10 protein-coding genes are annotated in these 12,513 nt (G+C 77.1%); 3 read left to right on the forward strand and 7 right to left on the reverse strand.

Going from position 1 to position 12,513, the window contains the following annotated elements:
- Positions 1–39: 39 nt before the first annotated feature.
- Positions 40–672: an Rv1733c family protein gene (locus J5Y05_RS02670; protein WP_210868103.1), complete on the forward strand. Its 633-nt coding sequence runs from the start codon at positions 40–42 to the stop codon at positions 670–672.
- A gap of 113 nt (positions 673–785) precedes the next feature.
- Here the strand turns inward: J5Y05_RS02670 and J5Y05_RS02675 are convergent, their stop codons facing one another.
- Positions 786–1,559, reverse strand: a complete 774-nt coding sequence (locus tag J5Y05_RS02675; protein WP_210868104.1) for a hypothetical protein — start codon at positions 1,557–1,559, stop codon at positions 786–788.
- Between the two features lie 167 nt (positions 1,560–1,726).
- The gene (locus J5Y05_RS02680) at positions 1,727–3,430 is read right to left on the reverse strand and encodes a PucR family transcriptional regulator (protein WP_210868105.1); all 1,704 of its coding nucleotides are present in this window, start codon (positions 3,428–3,430) and stop codon (positions 1,727–1,729) included.
- 418 nt (positions 3,431–3,848) lie between these two features.
- Between J5Y05_RS02680 and J5Y05_RS02685 the strand changes: the two genes are divergently transcribed.
- Positions 3,849–4,994 carry an XdhC family protein gene (locus J5Y05_RS02685; RefSeq protein ID WP_210869633.1) on the forward strand — a complete coding sequence of 382 codons (1,146 nt, stop codon included), beginning with the start codon at positions 3,849–3,851 and terminating at the stop codon, positions 4,992–4,994.
- 15 nt (positions 4,995–5,009) lie between these two features.
- Here the strand turns inward: J5Y05_RS02685 and J5Y05_RS02690 are convergent, their stop codons facing one another.
- A complete protein-coding gene (locus J5Y05_RS02690; RefSeq protein ID WP_210868106.1) occupies positions 5,010–5,450 on the reverse strand; it encodes an SRPBCC family protein in 441 nt (146 codons plus the stop codon).
- 166 nt (positions 5,451–5,616) lie between these two features.
- Between J5Y05_RS02690 and J5Y05_RS02695 the strand changes: the two genes are divergently transcribed.
- Positions 5,617–6,633, forward strand: coding sequence for a glycosyltransferase (locus J5Y05_RS02695; protein ID WP_210868107.1), 1,017 nt, complete (start codon positions 5,617–5,619; stop codon positions 6,631–6,633).
- 145 nt (positions 6,634–6,778) lie between these two features.
- On the opposite strand, the gene J5Y05_RS02700 is transcribed toward J5Y05_RS02695, so the two are convergent.
- The 4 genes from J5Y05_RS02700 to J5Y05_RS02715 all read right to left on the reverse strand — a co-directional run bounded on the left by J5Y05_RS02700 (position 6,779) and on the right by J5Y05_RS02715 (position 12,374).
- Entirely contained in the window at positions 6,779–7,099 is a 321-nt protein-coding gene (locus tag J5Y05_RS02700) for a DUF3040 domain-containing protein (RefSeq protein WP_210868108.1), read from the reverse strand.
- Between the two features lie 143 nt (positions 7,100–7,242).
- Positions 7,243–7,971, reverse strand: coding sequence for an MgtC/SapB family protein (locus tag J5Y05_RS02705; RefSeq protein WP_210868109.1), 729 nt, complete (start codon positions 7,969–7,971; stop codon positions 7,243–7,245).
- Between the two features lie 666 nt (positions 7,972–8,637).
- Positions 8,638–11,442 carry an AAA family ATPase gene (locus tag J5Y05_RS02710; protein WP_210868110.1) on the reverse strand — a complete coding sequence of 935 codons (2,805 nt, stop codon included), beginning with the start codon at positions 11,440–11,442 and terminating at the stop codon, positions 8,638–8,640.
- Between the two features lie 146 nt (positions 11,443–11,588).
- Positions 11,589–12,374: a helix-turn-helix domain-containing protein gene (locus tag J5Y05_RS02715; protein WP_247614189.1), complete on the reverse strand. Its 786-nt coding sequence runs from the start codon at positions 12,372–12,374 to the stop codon at positions 11,589–11,591.
- Positions 12,375–12,513 lie beyond the last annotated feature (139 nt).

Consider the following 12,513-nt stretch of genomic DNA (forward strand, 5'->3'; position numbering starts at 1 on the left):
CCAGACCCTCCGGCTGCCCCGACCGTGAAGGAGGCGCACGTGGCCGGCGACACATCGCACGCACCGCCGCCCCCGGACCGCCGGGGAGACCGCCCGCACCCGCTGCTATGGCGGTGGCGGCGCAATCCCCTGCGCCGGCCCAGCGACCGGCTCCAGGCGTGGATCGCCCTCGGCCTGGCGCTGGCCGTGCTGGTGGCGGCGCCGCTCGCCGCCTCTGCCGCCGGCGACGCGGCCCACCGGCACTACCGGGGCACCGCCGAGCACCAGGAGCGGACCCGCGCCCACGTGCCCGCCGTCCTCGTCCACGACACACCCCGCCACCCCGAGCCCGGCTCGCCCGAGGCGAGGGAGAGCCGGTATCCGGTGACCGTCCGCTTCACCGGCCCCGACGGCGAGACCCGTACCGGCACCGCCGAGGTGGAGCCGGGGCTCACCGCCGGGAACACGGTCCACGTGTGGACCGACGCGCGCGGCACCATCACCGAACCGCCGCTGGGCGCCGGGGAGATCCGCAGCCGCGCCATGGGCTGGGCGATCCTCGCCCTCCTGGCCGTGGTGCTGAGCGGCCTCGCCGCGTACGGGATCGGCGGGCGGATGCTGCACCGCCGCAACCTCGCCGGGTGGGACACCGACTGGGCCGCCACCGAGCCCCGTTGGAGCCGCTTCCCCTGACGTGAACCGGCCGCACCCGCACCCGCACCCGCGCCCCGCACCCGCGACCCGGCCGACGACGGGACGAGGGCCCTGCGCCGGTCCCTCCCCCGGACCCCCGCCCGCGGACCCGCCTACGCCGTCGCCGCCCCCGTGGCCGGCGGGGCCAGATGGCGGGCCAGCCACGTCGGCACCCCGCCGAGCAGGCGGAACAGCCGCCGCGCCTCCTCCCGCAGCCGCGACGCCTCCGGCTCGGTCTCCGCGTCCGCGAGCGACACCAGCGCGGGCGCCGTGCCGACCAGGTACCCCAGTTCCTCGCGCAGCCGCAGCGACTCGGCGAAGCCGTCCCGGGCCTCGGCCAGTTCGCCCTCCCGCAGCGCCAGCCCGGCCAGGTGGCGCCAGGTGAAGGACTGGAGCAGCGGATCGTCCTGGGAGAGCGCCGCCGCGTGCGCCCGCCGGTACGCGGCCCGCGCCGCCTGCGGGGAGCGCGTCACGTTCTCCGCGAGCAGGCCCCGCCGGAAGTCCAGCACCGCCCGCTCCCGCGCCCCCGGCGCGATCAGCGCCGCCGCCCGGCCCAGCGCGGCCCGCGCCTCGTCGGCCCGGTCCCGTACGCCGTGCACGGTGGCGGCGTAGGCGAGTTGCCCGCGTTCGCAGGCGGCGGCGCCGCGCTCGTCGTCGGTGTCGGCCAGCGCCTCGGCGGTGCGCAGCGCCTCCTCCGCCTCGGCCCAGCCCTGCTCGGTGTAGAGGCACCGCTCCACCAGGAGCGCGGTGCGCTGGAGCGCCGCGGCGGCGGTCGCGGGCCGCAGCAGTTCGGCGGCGTCGGCCCAGCAGGCGCGCGAGCGCAGCCGCCATACCGCGGTCTGGAGCGGATCGTCCCCACCGGTCGTTCCCGAACCAGCACCAGCCATGGCGGAGTCCGCCACATCGCCCTCCCAAGCACGCCGTCGAGCCGTCGAGTGGTGGCGGCATCTCAGCATGGATCACCGGGCCCGGCCAAGAGGATGGGTGAAAATTTTCACAAAGTCGTGGGACTTCCGGCCACCCCGGACGACGGCGGAACGGGCCGCCGCGCGGCTCAACTCATCCGCAGCGCAAGGAAGAAGTCCAGTTTGTCCTCCAGTCGCGCGAGGTCACGGCCCGTCAACTGCTCGATCCGCCCGACGCGGTAGCGCAACGTGTTGACGTGCAGGTGGAGCCGGGCAGCGCACCGGGTCCAGGAGCCGTCGCAGTCGAGGAACGCCTCCAGGGTGGGGATCAGCTCCGCGCGGTGGCGCCGGTCGTAGTCGCGCAGCGGGTCCAGCAGCCGCGCGGTGAAGGCCCGCCGTACGTCGTCGGGGACGAAGGGGAGCAGCAGTACGTGCGAGGCCAGCTCCTGGTGGCCCGCCGCGCAGACCCGGCCCGGCCGGGCGGCGGCGACCCGGCGGGCGTGCCGGGCCTCCTCCAGGGCGCCGCGCAGCCCCTCCGCCGAGTGCACCGCCGCGCTGACGCCGAGGGTGATCCGCCCGTCGCCGTCGAGCCCGGCCGTGAGCGGCTCCCGTACCGCCTCCAGCAGGGTGTCGGCCTGGACGTCCGTCCCGGAGCCGTCGTGCTCGCCGCCGACCGAGGGCAGCGGCACCAAGGCGACGGCCTCCTCCCCGGAGTGGGCCACCGCGATCCGGTCCCCGTGGTCCGGCCCCGCCGGGACGCCGGAGCGGGCCCGTCCCGCCGGGGAGGGGTCGACGAGGATCTCCTCCAGCAGCCGCCGCGCGGCCGGGCCCGGCTCGCCCCGCGCCCCGTCCGCCCACTCGACGCGGGCCACCACCACCTGCCAGTGCGGGGCCGCGCCGACGCCGGGCAGCAGCACCGGCGCGGCGACCCGGAGCCGGGCGGCGATCTCGGCGGGCGGGGCGCCGGACTGCACCAGTTCCAGCACCTCCTGGGCGAGCCGGCGCCGCACCGTGCGGGCGGCGTCGCGCCGCTCCCGTTCCACGGCGATGAGCTGCGTGACGCCGTACAGCAGGTCGAGCCGTTCCCCGGGCCAGTCACCGGCGTCCGCCTCCACCGCCAGCAGCCAGTCGGAGAGCACCGTCTCGCGCACGTCCCGCCCGGCCCGCGGGGCCCGGCCGCCGCCGTGCACCGGGAAGAGGCTGTACGCCGTCGTGCCCACGGTCACCCGGTGCGGCGCGGGGCGCTCGGCGCGGGCCGCGGCGAGGCGCTCGGCGGCGAGCCGCGTCCGGACCTCGGCGGGCAGGTCCGGCCCCGCCGACTTCGCGCCGGCCACCAGGCGGCCGGTGGGGGAGAGCACCCAGGCCCGCAGGTCCAGGTCGGAGCCGAGCAGGTCGAGGACGACGTCGGGGCCGCCGCCCACCGGTCCCGAGGTCATCATCCGGCGGTGCCGGTCGACCACGGCCGCCAGGTCCCCGGCGCGCTCCCCGGAGACCTGGCGCACCACGTGCTCGGTCACCGTGGCGAAGGCCACCGACTCGTTCACCGCGAACAGCGGCAGCCGGTGCCGGGCGCAGGCCGCCACCAGGTCCTCCGGCACCTCGCCCAGCTCGGCCTCCCCGGCGGCGAGCGCGGCCACCCCGGAGCGCACCAGGATGCGCACGAACGGTTCGGAGTCGGCGGGTCCGCGGCGCCAGGCCAGCCCGGTGAGGACCAGCTCCCCGCCGTTCAGGTAGCGGCTGGGGTCCCGCAGGTCGGTGGTCATCACGCCCCGTACGGAGCGCTCCAGCTCGCCCTCGCCGCCGAGCAGCCTGAGGCCCAGTGCCTCGGTGTCCAGCAGTGCGCGCAGCCGCATTCTCGTCGCCGCCGTTCCGTGTCTCGAAATACCGTGTCGATCGTGGACGTCCGGTGCGGGAGCCGTCCGGGGCCGGCGGGCGTCGCGCGTCCGCGGCGGGGCCGCGTTCCAGGTCACATGGCCGGAACGCCCGCTTCCAGAGGAAGACGCGGAGGGAACCCCTGCCCTCCGTTCATACGAATCTACAAGATGTGTGCCCTGGCCAGCCAACTCCTTCATGGTTTCGGCGACTGACCCCGTCGGCGCACCCGGCGGCGTACCCGGGCCACTTCGTGAAGAGGGCACGGGAAGGGGCCCTGCCCGCCGCGCCCGGATTGGCTCGATCCGTACGCCCACGGGACGAAGAGGAGAGCCGGTCGTGCACGAGGCGCCCATGAGGGAACTCCCTCCCCATCACCGCCGTGAGGAGGCCGACAAGATGCTGGACATCGCCGAAGAGCTGTACCGGTGGGTCGAGCAGGGCCGTGACGCCGCCGTGGCCACCGTGGCCGCCGTCTCGGGCAGCGCTCCGCGCCGCCCCGGCGCCGCCCTCGCCGTGGACGCCGAGGGCACCGCCATCGGCTCGGTCTCCGGCGGCTGCGTGGAGGGCGCCGTCCACGCACTGTGCCGCCAGGCCCTCGACGACGGCGAAACCGTCCTGGAACGCTTCGACCACAGCGACGAGGACGCCTTCGCCACCGGCCTGACCTGCGGCGGAGCCATCGACGTCCTCGTCACCCCGCTCCGGGCCGCAGACCCGGCCCGCCCCGTCCTCGCCGCCGCCCTGGCCGCCGCCGCGCGCGGGGAGGCGGTGGCGGTGGCCCGCGTCGTCACCGGACCGGCGGAGCTGAGGGGGCGCGCGCTGCTCGTGGGCGCCGACGGCACCCGTACGGGCGGTTTCGGCGCCCACCCCGCACTGGACGCCACGGTCGCCGCGGAGGCCGCCGCCTTCCTCGCCGCCGGCCGCACCGGCATGCTGGGGATCGGTGAGCGGGGCTCGCGCTGCGGGGCGCCGCTCACCCTCCTCGTGGAGTCCTCGGTGCCCCCGCCCCGCCTGATCGTCTTCGGGGCCGTCGACTTCGCCCAGGCCCTCGCCCGGATCGGCCGCTTCCTCGGCTACCAGGTCACCGTCTGCGACGCCCGCCCCGTCTTCGCCACCCGCGAGCGCTTCCCCGAGGCCGACGAGGTCGTCGTCGAGTGGCCCCACGCGTACCTGCGCCGCACGCGGGTCGACCGGCGTACGGTCCTGTGCGTGCTGACGCACGACGCCAAGTTCGACGTCCCCCTGCTCGCCCTCGCCCTGCGCCTTCCGGTCGCCTACGTCGGCGCGATGGGCTCCCGCCGGACCCACCTGGACCGCACCGCCCGGCTGCGCGAGGCCGGCCTCACCGACCGCGAGCTGGACCGGCTCAGGTCCCCCATCGGCCTCGACCTCGGCGCCCGGACGCCCGAGGAGACGGCCCTGTCCATCGCCGCGGAGGTCGTCGCCGCCCGGCACGGCGGCAGCGGGGCCGCGCTGACCGGCGCGGGCCGGCCCATCCACCGGGACGGACCGGAGCCGGCGGGGGTGAGGTGGCGGGGGTGAGGCGCGGGTCGGTCGTCAGGGGGTGCGCAGGAGGTGGTTGACGGCTCGCCCGAAGACGTGGCGTCCGGCGGCGCGCAGCGCGCCGTCGGCCGCCGGGGGCAGGAACCGTACGCCCAGCTCCTCGTTCCACACCACACGTGTCCGGCCGCCGGGCCCCGGACGGACCTCGATCTCGGCCCAGCCCCGCACGAGCCGCCCCCGCTTCTCCAGTCGGCACCGGCCGCCCCCGCCGTCGCGCGGGGGCTCCCAGACGGTCACCTCCATGCGGTCGTCGAAGCCGAACGGCCCGACCCCGGTACGCGCCACCACGACCGTCCCCGGGCCGGTGGGCGGCGGCGTGACCTCGTCGACCCGGGTCAGCGGCACGGTGTCGCCGTGCCGCTGCCACCGCGTGAGCCGTCGCCACGCCTCCTGCGGGGAGAGCGGCGCCGTGCGTTCGATACGGAAGGTGACCACGCCCCGATGGTAGGGAACGCCGCACCCCACCGGCGGTGCCCGCGAGGGGGTACGCGTGGTGTACGGCCGGAGGGCGGGCTTCCTCGAATGTCAGTTCGGGGGTAGTGGGGGCCGTCTCCGGTTACTCAGCCGGCACGCACCTGTCGGCGAGGACGAGGAGGACCCCGTGAGCGAGAGCCCGACCGGGTACGCCGTGGTGGTCCCCACCCTCGTACGGGACACGCTGGCCGACTGCCTGGCCGCGCTGGCCGCCTCCACCGGCCCCGGCCCGGACGCGATCGTCCTCGTCGACGACCGACCCGGGCCCGACGACGACCCCGCCGCGCTGGAGCACCCGCTGAGCGTCCTCGGTGACCTGCGCGACCGCACCGTGGTGCTGCGCGGCGGCGGCCGTGGCCCCGCCGCCGCCCGCAACACCGGCATGCGCGCGGTGACGTCCCCGTGGACCGCCTTCCTCGACGACGACGTGCAGGTCGGCCCGCACTGGTGCGCCGAGCTGACGCGGGACCTCGCCGAGGCGGCCCCGGACACGGGCGCCGTCCAGGGCGTGATCGCCGTACCGCTGCCCGGGGGACGCCGGCCCACCGACCGGGAACGCGGTACGGCGGGACTCGCGCGGGCCCCCTGGACCGCCGCCGACATGGCCTACCGCACCGACGTCCTCAAAGAGGCCGGCGGCTTCGACGAGCGGTTCACCCGGGCCTTCCGGGAGGACGCCGACCTCGCGCTGCGCGTGCTCGGCGCGGGCTGGCGCATCCGGCGCGGTCGGCGCACCACCCGGCACCCGGTCGGGCCCGCCTCCCGCTGGGCCTCCCTGACCGAGCAGCGGGGCAACGCCGACGACGCCCTCATGCGGCACCTGCACGGCCCCGACTGGTGGGCCAAGGCGGTCGCGTCCCGGGGCCGCATCCGCCGCCACGCCGCCATCACGGCGGCGGGCCTCGCGGCGCTCGCGCTGGCCGCCGCCGGCCGGCCCCGGGCCGCGGCGGTCACCGGAGCCGGCTGGGCGGTGGGCACCGGCGAGTTCGCCTGGGCCCGGATCGTGCCCGGCCCCCGGACCCGCGAGGAGGTGGTGACCATGCTGGTCACCAGCGTGCTCATCCCGCCGGCCGCCACCTGGTACCGGCTGACCGGGCTGTGGCGGTACCGCGGCGCCCCGTACTGGCGGGGGACGTCCGCGTAGCCCCGCCGGGGCGGTGCGCTCCGGCGGGGCTACGCGGCCCGTGACGCGACGACGGCACGGGGCGGCCTGGTGGCACCCGTACGGCCCCCGCGAGGGCGCCGGTCCGCAGACCGACGCGCTGGTCACAGGGGCCGTACGGCGGCCGTCACCGCTCGCGTTCCTCGCCGGTCCGGTGGCACAGCAGGCGGAAGACGGCGAAGAGCGTCACCGGCCAGGACAGGGCGAAGGCCCAGATCACGCCGGGTACGGAGGTGGCGATGCCGGTGGCCATCAGGGTGAGCGAGACGGCGAGGAGCAAGACGGCGGTCAGCGGGCGCGGCCGGCAGGCCGCGAGACGCGACAGATCGGGGAGGCGGCTGAGCCGCATGGTGCGCAGCCGCCGGTCGAGGCGGTGGTCGTGGCGCAGCGCCCGTTCCACTTCGTCGAGGACGCGCTGCTCGCGTGCGGAGAGTCGGCCGATGGTCACGGTGTCTCCCTCGGGGCCGGGGACCGACGCTCAGCCGAGTGCCCGCGCGGCCCGGGGCCTAACCGCGCCCGTCCGGCGCGAGCGACTGCCCGCCCGCCCGGCCCGGGAGGCGGAAGCGGCCGGTCACCGGGCGTGCCGTCCCGCTACTCCTCCTCGGCGGCGACGTTCATGTCCGCGTCGAGGACTCCGTCGGCCTGGAAGAGGTCGGAGGTCAGCCGGACCGCGTCCCCGGTGCCCTCCAGCCGCAGCAGCACCCGGGCCGCCGAGTCGGTGCGGCCGGGCAGCCGGTCGGCGGTCACCCGCAGGATGCGGAACCCGCGCCGCGTGCACGTCTCCATCAACTGGGGCAGCAGCGCCTGTCCGATGAGGTAGGTGATCCGCAGCTCGATCGTGGTGGTCACCGTCTTGACGAGCCTGCGGGTCAGCGCCGGATAGCCGCGTACGACGAGGAAGTGGAGGATCGTGACGGCCACCGCGAGGATCGGCAGCCCGCCGCCGCAGGCCATGCCGACCGCGGCCGTCAGCCAGATCGTCGCCGCCGTCGTCAGCCCCCGTACCGCGTCCCGCCGTACGAAGATCAGACCGCCGCCGATGAAGCCGATCCCGGAGACGATCTGGGCCGCCACCCGGGACGGGTCCAGGCCGACGCCCTCCATGCCGAGGACGGCGGAGAAACCGTGCTGGGAGATCTCCATCATCAGCGCGCTGGCGACGCCGACCAGGGTGTGGGTGCGCAGGCCGGCGCTCTTCTGCTGGGCCTCGCGCTCCCAGCCGATGAGACTGGACAGCACCAGGGCGAGCCCCAGTTCGGCCAGTTGGCGCGGGCCCTGCCCGCTGTCCAGGTCCCACAGCGCCATCGCCACGTCGCGCATCCACGGCCTCCCTCGCAGTCGGGCCATCCTCCCACCGCGCCCGCGACGACCGGGGGCGCTCACACCGGAGGGACCCCTTCGGGTGTTCCCCGGCACGGGGCGCCCACGGGGGAGGGGGAGCACGTGGAAAGGGGGCGTTGCGGGCCGCTCGTGGTGGCTCGCAACGCCCCCTGGTCTGGGCCTGAGCGGCGCTCAGGGGAACACGGGAGCCGTACGGGGTGCGGAGGGTGATCCCTGCCAGGACGCCCCAGGAACCCGGGGAACCGCCGCTGTCGTCCTGGCAGGTGTACGTGTCGCCGGGCGGCTCCCCGGCGTACGGGCGGTGCGGGCGGGCACCGCGGACGCCGCCCCGCGGCGGCCGGCCCGGGAGACGGGCGGCACGGCGGCGGTGGGCGGTCTGGCGCGGGTGAGGCCGGACATGGGTCTCCTCGAAGGCCGGTGGGGGGTCGCCGGGCGTGGGGGGTACGGAGACCTCGGGAACCGCCTCCGTGTGCCCGGCGAGCGGCACGTGCTCACGCTAAGACCGGCCCGAGGGACGGCCCAATGAGGGAGTCCCCTAAGGGAGTTCGGACAGGGAAAACCCTCGGTCCGCCCGCAGAAGAGGAGTTGACGGCCCGCCGAGGCCCCCACCCCGGCCTTCCCTCGCCCCGGGCGGGAGCCCCCCGTTCACTCGTCGCGGCGGCCCGCCGCCAGGCGGACGAGGTCCACCCGGGAGCGGATGCCCAGTTTGCGGTAGACGCGGGTCAGGGTGGCCTCGACGGTCTTGACGCTGACGAAGAGGCGGGCGGCCGTCTCCCGGTTGGTGGCGCCCTCCATCACCAGCGCGGCCACCTGACGCTCCATCGCGGCGAGCCCCGCCAGCCCGTCCGGCGCGGCGGCCCGCGCCGGGGGCGGCCCGGCGGCCCGCTGCGCCGCGGCGGCCTCCACCTGCCGCAGCCAGGGCAGCGCCCGGCACCGCCGGAAGAGCCGCACCGCCTCGTCGTACGACCCCGGGCCCGGCCGGCCCTCGCCCAGTTCGGCCAGCGCGAACGCGGTCCGCGCCTCCTCCAGCCCCTGCCCGAGCGCCGCCAGCCGGTCCCGCGCCGACACCAACTGCTCGACGGCCGCCCGGCGTTCGCCCCGCGCCGCGCGCACCAGCGCCTCGGCCCGGTCCAGGACGGCCAGGACGCTCTCCCGGCCGAGCCTGAGCGCCTGCGCCCGGCTGGCGTCGACGACCTCCTGCGCCTCGGCCGTCCGCCCGCCGCGCACCAGCGCCTCGGCCAGATCGCCCTGCCACCGCCCCCGCGCCGGGTCGGTGATGCCCGCGCCCGCCTCCAGCTCCCGCACCCGGCCCAGCGCCCGTACCGCCGCCTCCGCCTCACCGGCCACCAGATGGGCGTGGCCCAGCGCGGCCAGCGCCCGCGACAGGTACACGGCGTCGCCGTCGGCCTCGGTGTGGCGCACCGCCTCGTGCCCGAGCGCGAGCGCCTGGGCCACGTCGCCGCCGGCCGCCTCGGCGAGGGAGGCGAGCATCACGCCCGCGCCCTCGCCGATGCCCGCGTCCCGGGCCAGGGTGAGGCTCTCCCGGGCCAGCTCCAGCGCCCGCCCGCAGTGCCCGGCGTACAGCTCCGTCTCGGCGAGGAACCGCAGGTAGTGCACCTCGCTCTCGGCCATGCCGCGCCGCCGCACCTCGCGCAGCAGCCCGGTGAGGATGGCGCGCGCCTCGGCCAGCCGGTCGCTCATCACCAGCCAGCGGAACCGGGTGGAGCCGGCCCCGTTGTGGTGGCAGGCCACCCGCGGGTCCTGCGGTTCGCGCTGCGCCCGCTCGATGGTCGACGCGGCGTCCGGGTGGCCCATCAGGGTCTCGGCCTGGGCCTGGAAGGCGAGCGCGAGCAGCTCCGTGCGGCGGTCGCCGGCCCGCGCCGCCAGCTCCGCCGCGTGCGCCGCCTCCTCCCGGCCCTGCGCGAAGTCGCCCTGCACCACCAGCCCGCGCCAGGCGAGCTGGTAGTGGACGAGGGCGAGCAGCCGGGGATCGTCGCCCGCGTCGGCCAGGGCCTGCGGGAAGACCGCGTCGACCTCGCCGATCGCCTGCCCGGCCGCCTCGATCACCACCATCCAGGCGCGCACCCGGCGGCCGGGCGCGCTGTCCCGGGCCAGCACCTCGCGGGCGACCTCCCGGGCGAGGTCCGCCTCCCCGGCGGTGATGGCGTCCTCGGCGGCCTGGAGCCGGTACTCGTCGGGGCAGGGGTCGCCGTCCGGCGGGGTGTGCCGGGCCGCGAGCAGCCCCAGCGAGGCCGCGACCGACGGCGCCCCCCGGTCCCGGGCCAGCGCGGCGGCCTCGGCGAGCCGCGCCGCCACCCCGGGGTCGGTGCCCGGGGTGGCCAGCGCCAGGTGCCGGGCCCGTTCGATCGGGTCGGAGGCGGCCGTGGACAGCGCCGCGTGCGCGGCCCGCCGCTCCGGCGCGGGGGCCTCCGCGTAGAGCGCGGCGGAGATCAGCGGGTGCGCGAAGCGCAGGGTCGGCTCCTCCGGCTCGGCGGCGAGCAGGCCCAGCTCGGTCGCCTGCGCGGTCTCCGCCTCGGCGTTCTCGCGGCCGGCCGCGTGCAGCAGGGCCGGGGTGGGCCGGGCGCCCGCGCTGGCCACCAGGAGGGTGTGGCGGGCCTCGGGCGAGAGCATCTCCAGGCGGCTGAGGACCAGCGCCCGCAGCGAGGTCGGCACCGGCAGCGGCTCGCCCGGCCGGGGCGGGGTGGGGCTCTCCGCCAGGGCCCGGCCCAGCTCCAGGGCGAAGAGCGGGTTGCCGCCGCTGGTGCGGTGGATGTCGCGGACCGTGGAGCGCGACAGGGCCGGGAAGCCCTGGCGGGCCAGCAACTCCGCCACCTGCGGCCGGGTCAGCGGGCCCAGCCGTATGGCGCGGGTGTCCGGCGGGCAGGCGCGCAGGTGGCGGTCGTACTCCTGGTCGTCGGTGCGCACCGCGCACAGCAGCCGTACGGGGGTGTCGCCCAGGCGGCGGGCGGCGAAGCCGAGCAGTTCGGTGCTGGCCGGGTCCAGCCACTGGAGGTCGTCGGCGACGACGAGGACCGGCCCGTCGGCGGCGAGCGCGCGCAGCGCGGAGAGGACCGCGAGCCGCAGCGCGAGCCCGTCGCGGCGCAGCGTGGACTCGCCGCGCCCGGTGAGCGCCGCCTCCAGGGCGGTGCGCTGCGCCACGGGCAGGGCGCCGGAGACCCGGTCCAGGACGAGTCCGAGGAGGTCGGCGAGGGCGAGGAAGGGGAGATGGGATTCCGACTCGGTCGCCGAGCAGCGCAACACGGTGCTCGCCGTGCGGGCATATTCCGCGGCCAGTGTCCGCAGGACCGTCGACTTTCCAATTCCGGCCGGGCCGTGCAGGAGCACACTCCCGCCCCCGAGGAGCTGTCCACGCGCCGCCTCGAACGGCTCCTCCCTGCCGATGACCAGGTCGGAGCGGTTTCCGGCAGACTTCGTGACGTCCCGTCGCACGGTAACCGCTCCCTCCGATGGTGTGTAGGGGCCAATATTAGGCTTTGGCCCATTGCATAACGGAGCGGAGAGCCCGCGGGCGGAATCGACAACGCTGTCGGTGACGAATACATAAAGAGCGGGACGGGAAAACCGGGAGCCGGCCGCTACGGCAGCCGGCCCGCCCGGCGGGCCGCGACGACCGCCTCGCCGCGGGTGGCGGCACCGAGCTTGCGCATGGCCGAACGCAGGTACCCCTTGACCGTTTCGGGCCCGACCCCCAGCTTCTCGGCGGCCATCGCGTTGGTCGCGCCCGCGGCGACACAGGCCAGCACGTCCACCTCGCGCGGCGCCAGCCGGACCCCGGGGCCCTCCCCGTGCCCGGCGGCCAGCAGCCCGCAGGCCCGCAGCAGCTCGTCGCGGAGCGCGGCGTCCTCGATCCGCGGCGCCAGCGCCCGCAGCGCCGCGTGCGCCTCCCGCACCCGCTCCCACGCCGGGGCGTCCGCCGGCTCCCGGGCCGGCTCCGGCCGCGCCGCCGCCAGCAGCTCGCCCGCCTCCTCCCGCAGCAGCAGGGCCTCCGCCACGTCCCGGGCCGCGTCCACGGCCGCGCTCAGCGTGCGGTCGCCCAGCGGGTGCGCCGCGCGCAGGGCGCCGTAGAGCACGCCGCGCACCCGGCGCCGTACCACCACGGGCACCGCCAGCACCGAGCGCAGGCCCTCGGCGGCGACCGGGCGGTCGTACTCGTGGCTGATCTGCCGGGAGGCCGAGTAGTCGGTGACGGCGCACGGCCGGGTCAGCGCGATCGCCTTGCCGCCGAGCCCGTTGCCCGAGGTCACGGCGAGGGCGCTCAGCGCGCCGGTGGCGGTGCCGCTCAGCTCGCTGATCCGCACCTGCCGGCGCCCGGACTCGACCAGGCCGCCGAAGGCGACCGGGAGCCCGGTCGTCCGCCGCATCCGCCCCAGCGCGTTGCGGATCTCCACCACGTCCGTCGCCACCCGTCCGCCCTCTCCTCGACGCCTCCCGAGGCGTACACCCCCGTTCGGGGGTAGTGAGACCAGCATCACGGATTACACGATGACAGAGAGCCGCCCG

The sequence above is a fragment of the Streptomyces tagetis genome (assembly GCF_018069565.1).
Classification (GTDB): domain Bacteria; phylum Actinomycetota; class Actinomycetes; order Streptomycetales; family Streptomycetaceae; genus Streptomyces; species Streptomyces tagetis.